This is a genomic window from Bradyrhizobium sp. USDA 3311, assembly GCF_054062495.1.
The window spans coordinates 7,232,091-7,250,098 of sequence record NZ_JBSSFI010000001.1 but is presented as its reverse complement, the minus strand read 5'-3'; the positions used below and the strand labels follow the sequence as shown (position 1 = coordinate 7,250,098).

Below are 18,008 nucleotides of genomic sequence, written 5' to 3'. Positions count from 1 at the left end.
ATGGGGGTGCCGGTCGATCCGGATCACTCCGATATCAAGCCAAAGGGGAACGAAAGTCATGAGATACACTGCCATCGCCGCCGTCTTGATTGCTGCGTCCGCCGCCGTTGCCGGCTTCAGCACGCCGTCGCGTGCCGAGACCGGACAGGTGGCAGTCGTGTTCACCAAGGGCGGCTTCATCGTCGGCGTCGGCGGTGGCGAAGGTGTTCTGCTCCTTCGGGGTAAGAAATATCCCTTTACCGTATCCGGCATGAGCGTCGGCTTCACGATCGGTGCCTCGACCACCAAGCTGGTTGGCCGCGCCCTCAATTTGAGGGGACCGGCATCCATCGAGGGCTCCTACGCGGTGGGCGGAGCGGGCGGCGCCATTGCGGCGGGTGCGGGAGCCGTTCAACTGCAGAATGCCAACGGCGTGATCCTGCAGCTCAGCGGTCCGAAGGTCGGCGCCGAAGTGTCGGCTGCCGTGGGTGGTGTGACCATACGTTTGAAATAGACGCGAAGCGATCGGGCCGCCTCAGCGCGGCGCGATGCGCGCGGTCGAGGGGCGGCGTCCCTCCTGATCGAGGTCGAGCCAGGGAGTCGCCGGACATATTGCCATTGGGTGCCGTCCGCGATTTCGCGAGGCATCGTCGAAGGGCGGATCACGGCACCCTAATATCGAGGGAGGACTAGCCATGCTTCGTTATCTTCTCGCAGCTGTTGCGGCGTTCGTTCTTCTCACCGCTACTCTCATCCCCGATGATGCCTACGCCCGTCGTGGCGGCGGTGGTGGCGGTTATCGCGGCGGTGGAGGAGGCATGCGGGCCGGGGGCTTTCACGGTGGCGGCTATCGTGGCGGCGCGGTTCACGCCGGACGGATCCACGGCGGTGGCGGGCGCGGCTATCGCGTCGGAGGCCCACGACCGAGCCATCCGATCGCCGGTCGTCCGGGCCGTCCAGGTTACCCCGTTGCCGGTCGGCCAGGCCGCCCGGTCGCCGGTTATCCCCGCTACGGCTACCGCGGCGCAGCCTACGGTGCCGCCGCAATCGGAGCCTATGGATACTACAACAACAACTACAACAATGGCTGTTATCAGGACACCTACGGCAATTGGGTCTGTCCGCAGTATCCTAACCAGTATCGATACTGAGAACGCGCTGCTGACGGTCGGGACGGTGGTCCGTCAGCGGTGAGGGTTCCGGCGTCGAGCGATCATCGCGCGGCCCGATCCTCGTCAATATCGTTCAGCGACGAAATTCATCCCGCGCAAGCTTGCCTGGTCATTGTAGCGGCCCTTGTCCGAGCGCCTCGGCAATTTGACCTTGTCCTTCTTGATGCGCTTGCAGGGAATTGACTTCAGCACATGTGCGATACAATTCAGCCTTGCGCGGCGTTTGTCGTCGGAGCGGATGATGTACCATGGCGCGTGCTTGGTGCTCGTCTTCCTGAGCATCAAGTCGCGGGCCCGCGAATAGTCGTACCAGCGCCGATAGGATTCCAGATCCATCGGGCTCAACTTCCATTGCCGCACCGGATCGTCGATGCGGGCCCTGAAACGGCGCTCCTGCTCGTCCATCCCCACTTCCAGCCAGATCTTGATCAGGATGATGCCGCCGTCGATGACGTATTTCTCCATCTGCGGACAGAGCGAGAGAAAGCGCTCGTGCTCGGCGGGCGTACAGAACCCCATCACATACTCGACGCCGGCGCGGTTGTACCAGCTCCGGTCGAAGATCACGATCTCGCCGCCGGCGGGAAACTGCTGCATGTAGCGCTGGAAGAAGAGCTGCGTCTTCTCTCGGTCGGATGGCGCCGGCAATGCAACCACGCGGAACACGCGCGGGCTGACTTTTTCGGTGATGGCCTTGATCGTACCGCCCTTGCCGGCGGCGTCGCGGCCTTCGAACAGGATGATGACCCGTAGCTTGTTCGCTCGGACATAGTCCTGGAGATGACACAGCTCGACCTGGAGCTTCTCCAATTCCTTCTCGTAGTCCTTGCGCTTCATCCGCTCGGCAGGCTTGTCCTTGGCCATGCTCGCCCTTTCGCCGTCAGGTCTCAGCTGGCGGTCCCGCGCTCAATCACCCCAGGAAATCGTGATGCCGATGTCCCCCGGCACGCCGCCGGGAAAATCGATGATCTGGTAGGCGATGCGATAGCCGCGTGGCTTCAGATGGTCGGTCCAGAGTTGGAAGATTTCCTTCGGGATGCCGGTCAACGTGCTTTCCCAGCCCTTCTCCATCTGATTGATGGCGCGGCCCTTGTCGGTGCATAGCGTGTTGGGGAAGCGATAGACCTGAACCTCGGTCAAGCCATTTCGCACCGCACGCTGGATGATGGTCGAGGCGAGCTTGACCTTCTCCTCTTCGGTCTTGCCAGAAGGCTTGCTGAGGCGTTCAATCAGGGCCCGTTTCTCGGCTTCGGCGGCGGCGGCAAGCCGCGCATATTCGTCCGCCTTCTCGGCCTCCTTGAGGGCTGCTTCCTTGCGGATCTGCGTGGCACTGGGGATGAGGTCATCGATGCCGGGCATGGCGGGCGGCTCCTGTTGGGCTGTTGCGCGTCGGCTTTCAGGCGAGGCTAGGTAGGGCCGCTCCAGGTCCGTTGATTCAGATCAAGCAATTGCGAGACCCGGTACCGACACTGCATTCGCCGCATTGACGTGAACACGCGGGCCGAAAGGGAGAGACCGTTGAGCGAGCAGCTTCATCCGATGGCCCCGCATCATCTGCCGTTCTATCTCGCGCCGGGAAGCGGGGTGGACACGCTGATGGTCGTGATGGGCATCTTCCTGATCGGTACCGTGCTCTGGGTTGGCACGCTTTATTGGAAACTGCACAGCCTGCCCGAGCGGATGGCGCACAAGTCACAGAAGCTGCAATTCGAATTCGTAGCCGTGCTCGGCCTGATCTCGCTCTTTACCCATATGCATATCTTCTGGGTGGCGGGCCTGTTGCTTGCGCTGATTGATCTCCCCGATTTCGGCACGCCGCTGCGCAGCATTGCCGGCTCCGTTGAGAGGATTGCTGACGCAACGCCGAGCGAAGCAGGCGACGTGGTGGCCGAGTCCCGATCGGACGCCGGGGCCGGTATACCGCCGACGGGGAAATCCGGTCCCGCGAAGGAGAAGGAGCACAGCCATGTTTGAGCTCATGTTCTGCTCTCTCCTAACGATCCTGCCCGACTATCTCTACCGCCGCTATGCCCAGGGCAAGCGCTTCGGCAAGGAGATCACCTTCTTCTCAATCTGGTACGAGCTGAGATGGGGCATCACGGGCTGCCTGATGCTGACGGTGTCGCTCATCACCATGATCTTCTACTTCCATCCTTCCACCACGTCGGCCGCGCTCTATTTCCGCACCGTGCCGATCCTGCCCGAAGGGGCGGGGCGGGTGGCCGAGGTCAAGGTTGGTTTCAGCGAACCGGTGAAGCAGGGTGACGTGCTGTTTACGCTCGACAGCTCCAGGCAGCGGGCCGCGTTCGAGACCGCCGCGCGCAAGGTCGCCGAGGTCGAAGCGTCCATGTTGGCGGCGCAATCCGACGTGGTCAGGGCCGAAGCTCAGATCCAGGAGGCCAAAGCCAATTATCAGCAAGCCAGGGATGAGCTCGACACCAAGTCCGACCTTCAGCGCCGCAATCCCGGCATCGTGCCGCAGCGCGACATCGAGAAGCTTCAGGTGCTGGTCGATCAGCGCCAGGCCGGCGTTGACGCGGCGACAGCCGTAAAGCAATCGGCGGCCTTGCAGGTCTCGACGCTCATTCCGGCGCAGAAGGCGAGCGCCGAAGCGGCGTTGGCTCAGGCCCAGGTCGATCTCGACAAAACCGTCGTTCGCGCCGGCGTAGACGGCCGTGTCGAGCAGTTCCTGGTCCGCACCGGCGACGTCGTCAACCAGTTGATGCGGCCGGCCGGCGTGCTGATCCCGGAAGGCGCCGGCCGCGGGGCCCTACAGGCGGGCTTCGGCCAGATCGAGGCGCAGGTGATGAAGGAAGGCATGCTCGCCGAAGCCACCTGCATTTCGAAGCCCTGGGTGATCATCCCGATGGTTGTGACGACGGTGCAGGACTACATCGCGGCCGGACAGTTCCGCTCCGGCGAACAGTTGATCGATCCGCAGAACATCGCGCGGCCCGGCACCATCCTGGTTTATCTCGAGCCGCTCTACAACGGCGGCCTTGACGGCGTGACGGCGGGCAGCAGCTGCATTGTCAACGCCTATACCAGCAATCACGAGGAGATCAGCGCAAAGGACACAGGCACCTTCCGCAAGATCGCGCTGCATGTGGTTGATGGCGTCGGCCTTGTGCACGCGCTGCTGCTACGTATCCAGGCGCTGCTGCTGCCGATCAAGACGCTCGTTCTGAGCGGACATTGATGCGGCGAGCCCCCCGCGGGCGCCAGCAAGGTCGACCTTGACTCCGCTGCCATGGCCGATTTCGACGAAATTACACCGGGCACACCGTCAGGAGCGAAGAAATGACCCAGTCGCGCAAATTCATCGTTTGCGCGTCCGCGGCACTCGCCCTTGCCGCGGGATTGTCCATGAATGGGACAAACCGTCTCGCTGACGGCGCCCTCTTCTCAGAGGCGCAGGCAAGAGTAGGGCGGCCGCTGACCCCCATGAGCTATGCCGGGGTGGCCCGTCGAACGACCCGACTAGCGGTGGCTGTTGGCGCAGCGGCGGGTGCGGCGGGAGCCTATTATGGCTCGTCCTGCGTGCAGGTCGTGGACGCCTACGCCCGGGTCACAACGCGCTGCTGATGCGATGGCGCGAGGAAGATTGGCGCCTGCACGATTTGCGCTAGAGTGTGGCCGGGAGGCGGTTACTCTCGTGGAGAAAGCATGAGCGGGCGCATCGCTATGGCCCCGATCAAGTCAAGCTGGCCGATCATCGTTGCACGTCTCAGTCTGTGTTTGCTGGTCTGGGGCGCAATGGTGCCGGCGGCCCTTGCCGCCGATCGCAACGAGCCAAAACGGCTCCTGCTGCTCCATTCCTTCGGCCGGGATTTTCGTCCTTGGAGCGAATATGCCCGGAGCATCAAGGCCGAGTTCGAACAGCAATCCTCGTTTGCGCTGGACATCCAAGAGCACACGCTTCTCTCAGCGCGGTTCAACAGTCCCGGACCGGAGGCGCCGTTCGTCGATTATCTGCGCTCGCTTTACCGGGCCAGTCCGCCCGACCTCGTGATGAGCCTCGGAGCGCCGGCGGCGCGGTTCGTTCAGAAATATCGCGAGCAGCTCTTCCCGGATACACCGCTGGTGATGACGGCGGTCGAGCAGCGGCTGGTGAACCGGGGGGCACTGACCCAAAACGATGTCGTCATTCCGGTTCGCAACGACTTCACAGCATTCTTCGGCAGCATTCTTCAGGTGTTGCCGGAAACCCGGACCGTTGCCGTCGTCATTGGCGCCTCGCCGCTGGAGAAGTTCTGGCTCGACGAAGTCAAACGGGAGGCTAAGCCCTTCGAGGACCGGTTCGAATTAATCTGGTACGCAGACCTGTCGTTTGAGGAGATATTGAAGCGCGCCTCCACGCTGCCTCCACATACGGTGCTGTTCTGGCAACTGATGTCGGTCGATGGTGTCGGCGTCGCCCACGAAGGTGATCTAGCATTGCGCCGGCTGCACGCGGTCGCCAACGGGCCGATCTTCTCCTATCAGGAAGCATTTTTTGGCCGCGAGACCGTCGGCGGCCCGATGCACTCGATATCCGAGTCCAGCAAGGCGACTGTCAGCGCGGCGCTTCGCATCTTCGCGGGCGAAAAGCCGGGCGACATCAAGATCGAACCGATCGGATTTGCCGCGCCGAGATACGACTGGCGCGAGATGCAGCGTTGGGGCATCAGCGAGAGCGATTTGCCGACGGGAAGCGAGGTTCTATTTCGCGAGCGGGGGCTCTGGGAAAGATATCGTTGGCAAATGGCAATGATCGCAGCAGCGTTCCTAGTCCAGGCCGGGCTGATCAGCGGGCTACTCCACGAACGTCGCCGGCGCCGTCTGGCGGACGTCGAGTCGCGGCAGCGCCTGGCGGAGCTCGCGCATCTCAGCCGCTATGCGGCCGCCGGGGAGATGACGACCTCCATCGCGCACGAGCTGAACCAGCCGCTCGGCTCGATCCTGACCAACGCCGAGACGGCGGAGCTCATGCTGAAGAGCGCCTCGCCGAACCTCGATGAACTCAGAGCCATCCTGGCCGACATCAGGCGCGACGATCAGCGGGCAAGCGAAGTGATTCGACGGCTGCGCAGCATGCTGAAAAAAACGCCCTTTGAAATTCGAGACATTGAACTAAACAATACCGTGCGGGATGTCATCGGGTTCGTCGCAGATGTGGCCAAGGGACGCGGCGTCGTGTTGAACTACCTTCCGGCGACGGCCGAACTTCGTGTCCGGGGCGATCCGATTCACCTGCAACAGGTTGTTCTCAATCTCGTTGTCAACGCCTTGGACGCGATGTCCGAAATTCAGACAGGCAAACGCGAAATCAACGTAACGACGAACGTTTCCGGTGCTTGGGCGGAGATCCGGGTTGGCGACACCGGCGCCGGCATTGCGACGGATGATCTCAAGAGCATTTTCAATCCATTTTTCACCACCAAGCCGCAGGGCATGGGCATGGGCCTGGCCATAGCCCGCACCATCGTCGAGGCGCACCACGGCACGATTTCCGCCGCGAACGCGCCCTCCGGCGGGACGCTGTTCAAGATCAAGCTCCCGATCACGCGCCAGGCTTTCGCGTTGCAGCAGCACGATTAGCGCAGCCGGGACGCAGCCATTTCCCTTGATCTTTGTCAAAGAACGGTCGGGCCGCGGACCGATCCTCCAAATTGTGACTCCGATGGAGGATGTGATGCTTCGCTGTGCCAGGACCGTGATCGCGCTTGCGCTGTTGATGGCCATCCCGTCCGTCGCCTCGGCGCAGACGGCCGACAAACCTGCTGCTCCAACCGCTCAGCCGCAAGCGGCAAGCCAGGCTCCGCCAAGCGCCGAGCTCCTGAAGCCCGAGCAGCTCGAAGCACTGGTGGCGCCGATCGCGCTCTATCCTGACGAGCTGCTGGCCAATGTGCTGGCCGCGTCGACCTATCCGCTGGAAGTGGTGCAGGCCGATCGCTGGCTCAAAGAACACAAGTCGCTGAAGGGCGATGCGCTCAAGACCGAGGTCGAGAAGCAGGCCTGGGACGACAGCGTCAAGGCGCTCGCCAGCACGGCGGACGTTCTGACGATGATGAGTGACAAGCTCGATTGGACCAAGAGCCTGGGTGATGCCGTGCTCGCGCAGCAGCCGGACGTGATGGATGCGATCCAGCGATTGCGCACCAAGGCCTATGACAACAAGAAGCTCGTTACGACCAAACAGCAGAAGGTCAGTGTTCAGACGCAGGAAAACAAGCAGGTGGTCGTCATCGAGCCGGCCGAGCCGGGAACGATGTACGTGCCGTACTACGAGCCGGCCACCGTTTACGGGGCTTGGCCCTACGCGGACTACCCACCTTATTACTTCGGGTATCCGTCCTATATCGGCGCAGGCGTGATCGCGGGGGGGCTCGCTTTTGGGACCGCCTGGGCGATCGGACGCTGGGGCAATTACTGGGGCGGCGGCTGCAACTGGGGCAACCGCAACGTCTATGTCAATCACCGGACCACCAACGTCGGAAATGGCTGGCAGCACAATCCGGCGCACCGCCAGGGCGTGCGTTACAACAACACCAATGTTCAGCAGCGTTTTGGCAACAACAATCTGAAGGCGGGCGCCGCGGACCGGATGGATTTTCGCGGCCGCGACGGCCAGCAGGTACTCAAGGATCGTCCGGGCGCCGGTGCCGCTGATCGTGCAGGAGATCGAGCGGGTGACCGCACCGGCGACCGCGCGGGTACGCGGGACCGGCCCGGTGGCGGCGATCGCGCCGGCGCTGCGGACCGCGCCAAGGGGAGTGCGAAGGGCGGAGGCGATCGAGCCAAGGGCGGTGGTGACCGCGCCAAGGCCGCCAACCGCGGCGGCGCTGGTGCCGGCAACCGCGCAGCGTCTGCCAATCGCGGTGGTGGAGGTAGCCGCGGCGGTGCCATGAACGTTTCCTCTGGCCGGGCGGCTGCAGCGGCCTCCGCCCGCGGGCGGTCGAGTATGGCGAGCATGCCCCGCGGTGGCGGTGGGGCGAGCTTCGCCGGGCGTGGCGGTGGCGGCATGTCTGCCGGAGGCGGCTTCCGAGGAGGCGGCGGCGGACGGGGAGGCGGCGGCGGCCGGCGCTCCGACATTGCGCTGAAGCACGATGTCGTCTTGCTCGGCTATCTCGCCAACGGCCTCGGCTATTACCGCTTCAGCTATCTCGGCAGCCACAAGGCCTATGTCGGTGTCATGGCGCAGGAGGTCGAACGCGTGAAGCCGGAGGCGGTGACCCGCGGCAACGACGGTTATCTGCTTGTCCACTACGACAAGCTCGGATTGAAATTCCGAACCTACAGCGATTGGCTCGCCCGTGGTGCGAGGATCCCTGCGGAGGTCGCGCCATGAATGTTCTGAAGTCACTTCATCGCGCGGCGTTGCCAGGCATCATGGCGCTGGTACTGCTGAGTTCGACGGCGCCCGCGCAGCAATCCTTTTCTACGCCCGAGGATGCAGCGGCAGCGCTTGCCTCTGCGGTCAAGGGAGGTCCGGCCGATATTCTCAAGGTGCTCGGCAGGGCTGCTGACGACATCGTCTCGTCCGGCGACGAGGTCGCCGATGCAGACATACGCCAGCGCTTCACGTCGATGTATGATGCCAAGCATTCGATCAAGGCGGAAGGCAACAAGAAGGCCACGCTGATGCTGGGGCCGGACGACTTCCCGTTCCCAATTCCACTCGTCAATGCAAAGAGCGGCTGGGAATTCGACACGGCCGAGGGACGGATCGAGGTTCTCTATCGTCGCATCGGCCGCAACGAGCTCGACGCGATCCAGACTGCGCTCGCCTATGTCGATGCCCAGAATGAATATGCCGACAAGGATCGCGGCGAGGGCGTGGGCGTCTACGCGCAACGCATCGTCAGCAGCCCGGGCAAGAAGGACGGCCTGTTCTGGCGCGACGATAGCGACCCGAGCCCACTCGGTGCACTGGCGGCGGAAGCCTCGGCCGAAGGCTATAAGGCCGGAAGTGTAGAGCCGAGCCCATATCATGGATACTATTTCCGTATCCTGAAGGGGCAAGGGGCGGATGCGCCCGGCGGTGCTCTCAACTACGTCGTCAAGGGCAAGATGATCGGTGGCTTCGCCCTGATCGCCTGGCCAGCCGAATACGGCAATTCCGGCGTCATGACCTTCCTGGTCAATCACGCTGGTACCGTCTACCAGAAGGACTTGGGAGAGCGCACCGAATCTATCGCCCAGCGCACGACGCTGTTCGATCCGGACCAGACCTGGAAGAAGGTCGATGCCGCAAAACCCTGAGAGCAGCAGGCGAGCGTGGCTGCGTTGGATTGCCCGGTACCTGGCAGCAATCGCGTTGCTCGCGTTCATCATTCCCGCCACGCCGTCACATGCGCAAGCTAGTGGTCACGTCGAGGTCAAAATCGTGAAGGCGGGATTGCTGATTGGCGGTGGCGCCGGCAGCGGGGTACTGACCTATCGAGGGCGCGTCTATCCCTTCAGGGTGTCGGGCCTGAGCTTCGGCATCACCGCCGGCGCAACCGTCGGGCGACTGGCGGGGCGGGCGTCAGGCATCAGAGAGGTGCGCGATTTCGCCGGCACCTACACCTCCGTCGGCGGCGGAGCCGCCCTCGTCGGCGGCATCAACGGCGCTCACCTGCGCAACGAAAAGGGCGTCACGATCGTGCTGCAAGGTCCCAAGGCGGGCATGGAATTCGCCGCCAATCTCAGCGCAATCACGATTACGATGAGATGAGGCGGTTTTGAAATGGTGCTGTCGCCGGTCCTGCGCAAGACCGGATCACATCTCGCGTCATGTCGCGATCGGACTTGCGAGCGTCTTTGGGAGCAGTCAGGATAAGCGAGCTACGGTAATCAATTCCAAACCGGAAGACGCTGATGCGAACACTCTTTCCATTCTGTGTCGCCCTGGCCTGTCTCTGGGCAGCGATGACCCTGAGCTCGTCCAGCGCGAATGCAGTATTCTGGCGTGGCCTGACCGCACCAACCAACATCGACTACCACGGCTACACAATCATCAAGGAGCCTCGGCCAAGCCCCTGCCAGTGGATACGGGTCAACGGCTATTACGTCCGCCAATGCGTACGCTAGCTGCTGTCCGTGCTTCGTGTGAAGTGCCGGCGATTGGTCATCTCGGTGCTGTCCGCTATTCAAGGTCGGGAATGGCTGGATTCGGCCGATCGGTAGAACAGAGCGCACCGACATTGGCGGCTGAATAGCGCCCTCAGTCCGCGATTGCGTTCAACTCCTCAACGCTCTTTCTGCGATCGACAACGCCGTGCATCGTCATGCCCACGATGGCTGAGCGATCGGCAAGCGCCAGCGCGTTGTCGCGCGTCGACCGAACGCCGGCCGCTCGGCGAAATGGTTAATCGAGCGAGGAGTACCCCTTATGCTCCGCATCACCCCTCTATGGAGCACGCGAAACCCTCCGAGCGAACATTATAAAAGAATCCAGTTGGCGCAGGGGTTTTTCGCCAACGAACATTCCGAAGTCTGTCATCTCCAAGGAAGGGATCCTCCTATGTTGACGTACTATATTGAGACGAGAGAAGCGTTGAAGCGTCTGCGCACGGACCAGGACGGCGTGGTGTCGTTCGAGTACATTATCGTCGCAGTTTGCATCATCGGCGCAGTCTCGGCTGTGTTCGGTGGTGGAGCTGCCGGCCAGATCGGGCTGGCGCTGGGGGGCGGGATCACCGCTATCACCAACGCTTTCACTGCGGCTGTTTGATACGGCCATCCGAAGCCAGAGGGGGGCATCGGAACGTGTCCCCCTCTTGAATGCGCTCCTTCCATTTTTGGTGTGCCTTCCTCCTCTTTGAGGCATGCATTTTCATGAGCTGGATTTCTTACGTAGCCTCGACACTGGAAATTCTGTTGTTGCTGTATGTCGCAACGCTCGATGTCGCGACCCGCTTGATCCGCAATGACATCTGCCTGGTGCTGGCGCTCCTTGGGATCGCCGGTCAACTTGCCAGCCCGATGCAGCTCGTCGAATCCCTGATTGCCACGACGATCCTGTTCTTGCTGCTGTTCGCGATTTACCAGCGCGGATGGATTGGCGGCGGCGACGTCAAGTTGCTGGTTGCTTTGTCGATTGGTCTGCCGCTGGCAGGTGTGATGCAGTTGTTGACGACAACCACGTTGGCCGGCGGCGTTCTTGCCCTTGTGCATCTGATGATGCGCGTCCTGCCATATCCGAAGCTGGCGCCGGTCGGATCGTCGTTCGCACGCCGCGTCTATGCGATCGAGCGGTGGCGCCACGTGCGACACGCTCCCCTGCCTTACGGCGTAGCCATAGCGTGCGGTGGCATCTGGACCATCTTGAGCAAAGGATTTTGACATGTCGTCCGCGTTGCGTCTCTCAATCATCCTGGTGCTGTTGCTCGCAACCACTGCGTTCGGGCTGATTGCCTACAACATGAACCTGCCGAAGCAGGTTCCGGTAGCGGTCATGGAGCAGGGGCCGGCGCCTCCTTCAACTGTCGGGTATTTTGTTGCGGCACGTCCGCTGTCGAAAGGTACATTGGCCCGCGAAGAAGATTTCGTAGTACGCTCGGTGCCGCCTGAACGGCTTCCGGCAGGGGCGATTCTTGAAACTTCCGAATCGAAGGCCGGACTTCCCGGCTCTCTGGTTCGCAAGTTCGTCGACGTTGGCAGTCCGATCACTTTGCAGGACGTATTGCGACCGCGAGATCGGGGTTTCTTGGCCAGCGTCCTGGCACCGGATAGCCGTGCGATCAGCATCAAAGTGGACGAGGAGTCCGGCGTCTCGGGGCTGATCAGGCCGGGTGATTATGTCGATGTCCTACTGACCCAGGTGTTCGAGAAGGCAGATCCCGCGCGTCGGGCCATGAGCGAAACCGTTCTGGCAAATGTTCGAGTCATTGCGATTGACCAGGAGATTGTGCAAGGCGGGCGAACCATAACCTCGGTGGCCGGCAAGCAAGCGCAAACTGTGTCGTTGGAGCTTGCGCCAGACCAGGTCAAGAAGGTCACGGTCGCAAAGCAGATCGGTACGCTCTCCCTGGCTGTACGGGCAGCAGTCGAACAGTGGGATACGGTGGACACTGGCGCCATGTCCAGCTGCGATGTGTCGCCGGAAATCGCCCGCCAGAACGCAATTGCCGGCCGGACTGCAGCGATAGTCGTTCATTCTGGCGGACAGACAAAGCAATACTCAGTCAGGAGACAGGACACCGGCGACGGCGACACCATCGTCAACTGCGATGGGTCGGAAGTTTCCCGCCGGGGTGCGACGATGGTGGTTCAGGCAGGCAAGTTGCTGGAGAAACGTTGATGAGCGTTAACATTGCAGTCGTCAGTTCGCCTGAAGAAGCTCCATCGGTAGTAGCACGCAACCGGATCGTCTGTTTTGTAAACGACGAGCTTAGTGCTGCGGCGCTGCGCAAGGGCCTCGAGGGCAGCAACATATCGATCAAGCGTGGCACGATCCGCAATGCGATACGGATGCTCGAAACCGACACCGAATTATTCGCATTGGTGGCGGACATCAGTGGAATCGATGATCCATTTGACGAACTAGCAAGGCTGGCCGGCGTCTGCCCACCCGATGTCCGGGTGGCTCTGATCGGTGAGAGCAGGGAGATCACCTTCTACCGCGAGCTTATGGAACTCGGCTTGACCGAGTACCTGCCGAGGCCGCTCACGCGGGACATGGTGCTGGACCAGCTCCGCCCGAAGCTGCTTGGCGACGTGACGCACGGTTCGGTTGATCGTGGCGGACATGTGATCTCGATCTGTGGTGCGCAGGGTGGTGCCGGCGCAACGAGTATCGCCATCAATCTCGCGCTGCAGCTTGCCGAGACCACCAAGGCCAAGGTCGCGCTGCTCGACCTTCATCTGCAAGGCGGCGAAACGGCGGTGATGCTGGGTGTTCAGCCCGGACCAGGGCTGCGCATCGCATTGGAGAACCCGATGCGGGCGGACACGTTGTTCCTCGAGCGCGCCGCAATCGAGGTCAACGAGCGGGTTTGCCTGATTTCCGCCGATGAGGAGTTGGATGCGCAGCTCGACATCACTGAAGCGGGCGTGAGGCACGTGTTGGGCCTGCTCCGCCAGCGGTTCAATTACATCGTTGTCGATGTACCGGTCCCGTTTCCGCCGTCCATCCATCCGGTGATCACTCTTTCTCGTCACGTGCTGGTGCTGCTGGAAGCCGAGGTAACCGGACTTCGCAATGCCCATGCACTGCGCGCCGCCGTCACCAACATTGCCGGGAAGGATCGGGTCTTCACCTTGCTCAACCGCGCCGGTCGGCCCGGGGGCCTTCCCAGGGCTACGATTGTCAAGGCTCTGGGCGCAGAGCCGGACATGGTGGTTCCCGATCTCGGAAAGGGAATGACCCAGGCTGTCAATCTCGGAATTCCAGCGCTGAAGCACGTATCAGGACTGCGACGTCACCTCGCCCCGATCGTACGGGAGATCACGGGGCTCGGCGTCGAGCGAAAGGGATGGGTGAGGAGGTTGCTCGGACTATGAAGATCTTTGGTAGGCGCGACGACGATACGCCAGCTCGTTTGCCTGCATTGACGCCGTTGCCTGCGTCGATGCCGAGCTTGCCTGCATCCGGGCCCAGGCACGAACCTTCGCTTCCGCAGCCCCTGATGTCAGCGTCGCTCCGCGAGCGGGTCATCGAGCAGATTGAGCCAGCGGTGGCCGCGACTGTTTCGCGCGATGTTCTTCGGCGGCAGATCGAGGAAATCATCCATGGAATCGCCAACGAGGAACGGCTCGAGCTTTCGGGGCGTGAACAGCTTCAACTGGCGGATGAGATTGCGGACGACATGACCGGCTACGGGCCGCTGCGTCCGCTTCTGCTCGATCAATCGATCAACGACATCATGATCAACGGACCGAGCAACGTTTATGTCGAACGAGCCGGCAAGCTGGAGCGGGTCGCGGTGCGATTCCGCGACAATGATCACATTGCATCGGTGGCGCAGAAAATCGCCGCGCAAGTTGGTCGGCGCATCGATGAATCCAGTCCGATGGTGGATTGCCGCTTGCCGGACGGCAGCCGGGTGAACATCATCTTTCCGCCGCTGGCGATCCATAGCCCCTGCATTTCGATCCGAAAATTTCCGAGCCGCCGTCTGGACCTCGCCGGGATGGTCGAAAACGGCTCAATGACCGCGGCCGTCGCACAATTGCTGGAGATTGCCGCCCGATCTCGGCTCAATGTTCTGGTCTCGGGCGGCACCGGGTCCGGCAAAACGACGCTGCTCAACGCCATGAGCCAGTTCATCGATCACAGCGAGCGCGTCGTCACCATCGAGGATGCGGCCGAGTTGCAGCTTCAGCAGCCGCACGTGATCAGCCTCGAGACCCGGCCTCCCAGCCTCGAAGGCACGGGGCTGGTGACACAACGCGATCTCTTGTGGAATGCCCTGCGCATGCGTCCTGACCGGATCGTCGTGGGTGAGGTGCGCGGTGCTGAAGCGTTTGACATGCTGCAAGCAATGAACACCGGCCATGATGGTTCGATCTCCACGGTCCATGCCAACAGCGCCCGCGATGCCCTGACCCGCATCGAGAACATGGTGCAGATGGGACAGGTCAATCTGCCGTCGCGGGCCATCCGAACCCAGATCGTCGCTGCGCTGGATATCATCGTGCAAGTCGAACGCATGCGCGATGGACAGCGTCGCATTATTCAGATCAGCGAGGTGATAGGCCTGGAAGGGGACGTGATCACCACCAATGACATCGCAGCCTTCGAGTACCACGAAGAGGATGAGCACGGGCGGATATCGGGCACCTACAGGTCCACCCTGGCAGTCCCGAAATTCAAAAGCCGTCTTGTCTATTTCGGGCTTGATCGCGCTTGGGCCGAGGCCGTGAGGGAAATATGATATCGGAGTCGGTGATCTTCGCTGTTCTGGCACTCGCGATGTGCGCGGCAGTCAGTTCGTTGTGGCTCGACGGTCGAGAACGACGCATGCAGCGCCAGCTGGCGATAGCTCTACCGGCCTCCCATCCGGCCAACCTGCCATCCATTCGCCGGTCGGAGACCGGAGCCCGGTCCCTGTTTCTCCGCCGCCTGGCCAATTACAAGCCCGAGATGGTTCACACCTGGCATCCGGCGTATGTGCTACTTGCCGCCGCCATCACGGTAGCCGCAATCTTTTATGCTAACGGCCAGCTGGGATTTTCCATTCCCTACGCGTCTGTCGTAGCTGCAATTGCTGCCTTGGTGGTCGTGCGAGGTCTGTTCGGATGGCAGCAACGTCGCTTCGCCGTTCAACTTTTTCGACAGCTGCCTGACGCGATCCAGCTGGTGACAGGTACGGTTCGATCGGGTCTGCCTGTGCATGAAGCATTTCGCACCATCGCGCGCGAGATGCCGCAACCAACGGCTGGGCAGTTTGCCATCGTATGCAGCGAAATGACTCTGGGGAGAGCTCCGGAGGAGGCCGTCGAAGCAGTCTATCAGCGATCGCAAGTGGCAGAGTATGCGATGTTTGCGGTGACACTCGCAGTCCAGTTGAAGTCAGGCGGCAGCTTGGCCGAAACCTTGCAGACGCTGGGAGACACCGTGAGTCAGCGTGTTGCGCTGGCGGCTCGCGCCAAGGCACTGGCAGGAGAGGTGATCTTTTCCTCACGAGCACTCGCAATCTCGCCCGTGATTGCGGGTGGGGTGCTCTACACGGCCAATCCGCAGAATGTCGATCTATTGTTCTCTGATCCGACTGGAAACAAGCTCCTTGCTTACGCAGTGGCCTCAGTGCTTGTCGGGCACCTGGTGATAAGTTGGATGGTCAGACGGGAAACAGAACTATGACCTTTGGTCTCAGTTTGGTGGCTCTCGCGTTGGCAGCTGGGACGGCGACCTGTGTGTTGATCATCCGCGAGATGCACGTCCGTGCATTGGATACACGGGTGTCAAACGCCGTGCTGGGCATGCCTTACCGGTCAGCACCCTTCCAGGACGTGACCGGTTGGTTTTCATGGCTCGGCATGCGGTATCGGCGCTTCTACGCCGAGGAGAATCTGGATCAGCTGCGAACGATCCTTCACTCATCCGGTTTCAATCATCATCGAACCTTGCCGACCTGGATCGGCGTCAAGGTCGTCAGCATGTTCCTGTTCCCGGTCATTGCGCTGCTTCTTGCGAAGCTTTCGGGAAGGGCACTTGCCGATGTGGTGATCTTCACGCTCATGGGCGTGGTGGTCGGAATTATGGGGCCGCGTTTGATTCTGTCGGTGATGAAACGGCGTTTTGATGCCGCCATTCGGCAAGGCACGCCGGATATGATTGATTTGCTGGTTGTGTGCAGCGAAGCGGGAATGGGCATGGAGGGCGCGCTGGGACGTGTCGCGGAAGAGATGAAACCGTCCAATCCCGCCATGGCCTGGGTGTTGCACCGTCTCCTTGAGGATCTGCGGATGCTGCCGAATCGCATCGACGCATTCGATAATTTGGCAGCTACCTCAGAGGGGCTTCGCCGGTTCGGCACAATGATCAGCCAAAGCCTGCAATACGGAACGCCGTTGAGCCAGGCGCTACGCAGTATCGCCGTCGACCTGCGGCGGGAACGTATGACCAAGCTCGAAGAAAGGGCGCACAAGTTGGGCGCCAAGCTGACCATCCCGATGGTGCTGTTCCTGCTTCCGGCCATGTTCGTCATCATGGGAGGAAGTCCCATTCTGCACCTCGTGCGTTCGTTCGCCAGCTTCGGGAAGTAGCCATGAGCACAGTCGCCCTGTCGAAAAACTGTTCTTACGATCGGATCATGCAACTGTTCGGCAGCCTGTGGTTCATGCTGCTGGCACTTTGCGTCGCCATCAAGGTTGGGTCGTCGCTTGCCGATCCATGGCCATCGCTTCTGTCGGGCTTTTGCCTTGGCATTTTCTACGTGCTCCTGGCGCTGTTGATCATGACCCGCTCGCCGGCAAAGGCGCACGCAGATGGCCTGCTTCCAAGAATAGCGGCGTTCGTCGGCAGCTATTTGCCATGGACCATCAGCTTCCTGGGCAAGACCGGCGAAACGCTGCCAAATCTGGCATCGACAGCCTGCGTGCTGGTCGGCACGATCATGATGCTTGTCACTATCCGGCATCTAGGTCGATCGTTCAGTCTGGTGCCACAGGCGCGTTCGGTGGTGCAGACCGGTCCGTATCGATGGATCAAGCACCCGCTCTATGCCGCAGAAGAAATCGTGGTGCTGGGCGTCGTGCTGCAATACCTGACACCGGTCACGGTGATCGTGCTGGTCCTGCATATCAGCATCCAGGCATGCCGAATTCTTTACGAGGAGGACCTGCTTCGACGCACTTGCCCGGAGTATTCCAGCTACGAAGCGTCGCGTTGGCGAATGGTCCCTTATATTTGGTGAGTGGCTATGCGTGGCCGAATTGTCATGGAGATCGTCCAAATCGCTGCCCGGACTCGGCGATCGGAAGTGGCGAGTAACGATCGAGGCAGGCGCGCGTGTCGTAAAAAGCCTTTTATCACGGATCAACGCGGCGCCGTCGCGTTCGAGACAATCATCGTCTACATTTTCTTGGTGTCGTTCCTGCTCATGCCGCTCGCCGACGTGGCCGCTGCCAGCTTCCGGTTTATCTCTGCCTGGTCGGCGTTGCGCAGCTTCGGGCAATATGTCCAATACTACAATCCGCTCGGCCCCGACGGCACGGTGACCTGGAGGTCAGGGCTACAGACGACAGTCGCCGGTTATACGATCGGCAACATCCAGGTTAAATGCGGTGATGCAGGCGCTACCTGCTCGCCAGGCAATATTGCTTCTCCCAAGTACATCACATTTTCGACGACGGTCACTTTGGCGCCGATTGTCTTGAGATCGGTGCTGTGCCCCAGCAGTTGTACGTACACGTTGCCTTCCTCTGAACGCTTCCAGTAGGTGCTTC

General features: G+C 61.4%; 19 protein-coding genes. 17 read left to right on the top strand and 2 right to left on the bottom strand.

Features of this window, described 5'->3' with window-relative positions; all coding sequences use genetic code 11:
* Positions 1 to 58: 58 nt before the first annotated feature.
* Positions 59 to 493, top strand: coding sequence for a hypothetical protein (locus ACVWW6_RS34805; protein WP_011086262.1), 435 nt, complete (start codon positions 59 to 61; stop codon positions 491 to 493).
* Between the two features lie 181 nt (positions 494 to 674).
* Complete coding sequence (locus ACVWW6_RS34800; protein WP_456682270.1) at positions 675 to 1,130, top strand: hypothetical protein; 456 nt, start codon at positions 675 to 677, stop codon at positions 1,128 to 1,130.
* An 84-nt stretch (positions 1,131 to 1,214) separates the two neighbouring features.
* Here ACVWW6_RS34800 and ppk2 read toward each other — a convergent pair whose 3' ends face one another.
* Both ppk2 and ACVWW6_RS34790 read right to left on the bottom strand, forming a co-directional pair.
* Positions 1,215 to 2,015 carry a polyphosphate kinase 2 gene (ppk2, locus tag ACVWW6_RS34795; protein WP_011086264.1) on the bottom strand — a complete coding sequence of 267 codons (801 nt, stop codon included), beginning with the start codon at positions 2,013 to 2,015 and terminating at the stop codon, positions 1,215 to 1,217.
* 42 nt (positions 2,016 to 2,057) lie between these two features.
* Complete coding sequence (locus ACVWW6_RS34790) at positions 2,058 to 2,510, bottom strand: hypothetical protein (protein ID WP_011086265.1); 453 nt, start codon at positions 2,508 to 2,510, stop codon at positions 2,058 to 2,060.
* Positions 2,511 to 2,690: 180 nt separating this feature from the next.
* Between ACVWW6_RS34790 and ACVWW6_RS34785 the strand changes: the two genes are divergently transcribed.
* From ACVWW6_RS34785 to ACVWW6_RS34715, 15 genes are all read left to right on the top strand, one after another.
* Positions 2,691 to 3,125 carry a hypothetical protein gene (locus ACVWW6_RS34785; protein WP_039185057.1) on the top strand — a complete coding sequence of 145 codons (435 nt, stop codon included), beginning with the start codon at positions 2,691 to 2,693 and terminating at the stop codon, positions 3,123 to 3,125.
* Positions 3,118 to 4,350 (top strand): HlyD family secretion protein, encoded by a 1,233-nt coding sequence (locus tag ACVWW6_RS34780; protein ID WP_011086267.1) that lies wholly within the window; start codon positions 3,118 to 3,120, stop codon positions 4,348 to 4,350. The genes ACVWW6_RS34785 and ACVWW6_RS34780 overlap by 8 nt, the downstream gene beginning before the upstream one ends.
* A 467-nt stretch (positions 4,351 to 4,817) precedes the next feature.
* Positions 4,818 to 6,731 (top strand): sensor histidine kinase, encoded by a 1,914-nt coding sequence (locus tag ACVWW6_RS34775; protein WP_271613309.1) that lies wholly within the window; start codon positions 4,818 to 4,820, stop codon positions 6,729 to 6,731.
* A 94-nt stretch (positions 6,732 to 6,825) separates the two neighbouring features.
* Positions 6,826 to 8,481, top strand: a complete 1,656-nt coding sequence (locus ACVWW6_RS34770; protein WP_456682269.1) for a DUF3300 domain-containing protein — start codon at positions 6,826 to 6,828, stop codon at positions 8,479 to 8,481.
* Positions 8,478 to 9,395: a DUF2950 domain-containing protein gene (locus tag ACVWW6_RS34765; RefSeq protein ID WP_028171950.1), complete on the top strand. Its 918-nt coding sequence runs from the start codon at positions 8,478 to 8,480 to the stop codon at positions 9,393 to 9,395. Before ACVWW6_RS34770 ends, ACVWW6_RS34765 begins: the two co-directional genes overlap by 4 nt.
* Positions 9,379 to 9,849, top strand: coding sequence for a hypothetical protein (locus ACVWW6_RS34760; protein ID WP_028171949.1), 471 nt, complete (start codon positions 9,379 to 9,381; stop codon positions 9,847 to 9,849). The genes ACVWW6_RS34765 and ACVWW6_RS34760 overlap by 17 nt, the downstream gene beginning before the upstream one ends.
* Before the next feature lie 657 nt (positions 9,850 to 10,506).
* Positions 10,507 to 10,848, top strand: coding sequence for a Flp family type IVb pilin (locus tag ACVWW6_RS34755; RefSeq protein WP_080668053.1), 342 nt, complete (start codon positions 10,507 to 10,509; stop codon positions 10,846 to 10,848).
* A gap of 104 nt (positions 10,849 to 10,952) precedes the next feature.
* Positions 10,953 to 11,459, top strand: coding sequence for an A24 family peptidase (locus ACVWW6_RS34750; RefSeq protein ID WP_456682268.1), 507 nt, complete (start codon positions 10,953 to 10,955; stop codon positions 11,457 to 11,459).
* A gap of 1 nt (position 11,460) precedes the next feature.
* Positions 11,461 to 12,417: a Flp pilus assembly protein CpaB gene (gene cpaB, locus ACVWW6_RS34745; protein ID WP_028171946.1), complete on the top strand. Its 957-nt coding sequence runs from the start codon at positions 11,461 to 11,463 to the stop codon at positions 12,415 to 12,417.
* Positions 12,417 to 13,619, top strand: a complete 1,203-nt coding sequence (locus ACVWW6_RS34740; protein WP_060911418.1) for an AAA family ATPase — start codon at positions 12,417 to 12,419, stop codon at positions 13,617 to 13,619. Before cpaB ends, ACVWW6_RS34740 begins: the two co-directional genes overlap by 1 nt.
* Positions 13,616 to 14,992: a CpaF family protein gene (locus tag ACVWW6_RS34735; RefSeq protein ID WP_060911419.1), complete on the top strand. Its 1,377-nt coding sequence runs from the start codon at positions 13,616 to 13,618 to the stop codon at positions 14,990 to 14,992. The genes ACVWW6_RS34740 and ACVWW6_RS34735 overlap by 4 nt, the downstream gene beginning before the upstream one ends.
* An 86-nt stretch (positions 14,993 to 15,078) precedes the next feature.
* Positions 15,079 to 15,921, top strand: coding sequence for a type II secretion system F family protein (locus ACVWW6_RS34730; RefSeq protein ID WP_456682267.1), 843 nt, complete (start codon positions 15,079 to 15,081; stop codon positions 15,919 to 15,921).
* Positions 15,918 to 16,826: a type II secretion system F family protein gene (locus tag ACVWW6_RS34725; protein WP_456682266.1), complete on the top strand. Its 909-nt coding sequence runs from the start codon at positions 15,918 to 15,920 to the stop codon at positions 16,824 to 16,826. The genes ACVWW6_RS34730 and ACVWW6_RS34725 overlap by 4 nt, the downstream gene beginning before the upstream one ends.
* Positions 16,827 to 16,828: 2 nt before the next feature.
* Positions 16,829 to 17,476 (top strand): methyltransferase family protein, encoded by a 648-nt coding sequence (locus ACVWW6_RS34720; protein ID WP_456682265.1) that lies wholly within the window; start codon positions 16,829 to 16,831, stop codon positions 17,474 to 17,476.
* A 24-nt stretch (positions 17,477 to 17,500) separates the two neighbouring features.
* Positions 17,501 to 18,001 (top strand): hypothetical protein, encoded by a 501-nt coding sequence (locus ACVWW6_RS34715; protein WP_231166680.1) that lies wholly within the window; start codon positions 17,501 to 17,503, stop codon positions 17,999 to 18,001.
* Positions 18,002 to 18,008: the final 7 nt, after the last annotated feature.

Excerpts from the sequence above, each read along its gene's own strand:
- ACVWW6_RS34805 (WP_011086262.1), top strand. The coding sequence starts at position 59 with ATGAGATACACTGCCATCGCCGCCGTCTTGATTGCTGCGTCCGCCGCC.
- ACVWW6_RS34800 (WP_456682270.1), top strand. The coding sequence starts at position 675 with ATGCTTCGTTATCTTCTCGCAGCTGTTGCGGCGTTCGTTCTTCTCACC.
- ppk2 (WP_011086264.1), bottom strand. The coding sequence starts at position 2,015 with ATGGCCAAGGACAAGCCTGCCGAGCGGATGAAGCGCAAGGACTACGAG.
- ACVWW6_RS34790 (WP_011086265.1), bottom strand. The coding sequence starts at position 2,510 with ATGCCCGGCATCGATGACCTCATCCCCAGTGCCACGCAGATCCGCAAG.
- ACVWW6_RS34785 (WP_039185057.1), top strand. The coding sequence starts at position 2,691 with ATGGCCCCGCATCATCTGCCGTTCTATCTCGCGCCGGGAAGCGGGGTG.
- ACVWW6_RS34780 (WP_011086267.1), top strand. The coding sequence starts at position 3,118 with ATGTTTGAGCTCATGTTCTGCTCTCTCCTAACGATCCTGCCCGACTAT.
- ACVWW6_RS34775 (WP_271613309.1), top strand. The coding sequence starts at position 4,818 with ATGAGCGGGCGCATCGCTATGGCCCCGATCAAGTCAAGCTGGCCGATC.
- ACVWW6_RS34770 (WP_456682269.1), top strand. The coding sequence starts at position 6,826 with ATGCTTCGCTGTGCCAGGACCGTGATCGCGCTTGCGCTGTTGATGGCC.
- ACVWW6_RS34765 (WP_028171950.1), top strand. The coding sequence starts at position 8,478 with ATGAATGTTCTGAAGTCACTTCATCGCGCGGCGTTGCCAGGCATCATG.
- ACVWW6_RS34760 (WP_028171949.1), top strand. The coding sequence starts at position 9,379 with ATGCCGCAAAACCCTGAGAGCAGCAGGCGAGCGTGGCTGCGTTGGATT.
- ACVWW6_RS34755 (WP_080668053.1), top strand. The coding sequence starts at position 10,507 with ATGCTCCGCATCACCCCTCTATGGAGCACGCGAAACCCTCCGAGCGAA.
- ACVWW6_RS34750 (WP_456682268.1), top strand. The coding sequence starts at position 10,953 with ATGAGCTGGATTTCTTACGTAGCCTCGACACTGGAAATTCTGTTGTTG.
- cpaB (WP_028171946.1), top strand. The coding sequence starts at position 11,461 with ATGTCGTCCGCGTTGCGTCTCTCAATCATCCTGGTGCTGTTGCTCGCA.
- ACVWW6_RS34740 (WP_060911418.1), top strand. The coding sequence starts at position 12,417 with ATGAGCGTTAACATTGCAGTCGTCAGTTCGCCTGAAGAAGCTCCATCG.
- ACVWW6_RS34735 (WP_060911419.1), top strand. The coding sequence starts at position 13,616 with ATGAAGATCTTTGGTAGGCGCGACGACGATACGCCAGCTCGTTTGCCT.
- ACVWW6_RS34730 (WP_456682267.1), top strand. The coding sequence starts at position 15,079 with ATGCAGCGCCAGCTGGCGATAGCTCTACCGGCCTCCCATCCGGCCAAC.
- ACVWW6_RS34725 (WP_456682266.1), top strand. The coding sequence starts at position 15,918 with ATGACCTTTGGTCTCAGTTTGGTGGCTCTCGCGTTGGCAGCTGGGACG.
- ACVWW6_RS34720 (WP_456682265.1), top strand. The coding sequence starts at position 16,829 with ATGAGCACAGTCGCCCTGTCGAAAAACTGTTCTTACGATCGGATCATG.
- ACVWW6_RS34715 (WP_231166680.1), top strand. The coding sequence starts at position 17,501 with ATGGAGATCGTCCAAATCGCTGCCCGGACTCGGCGATCGGAAGTGGCG.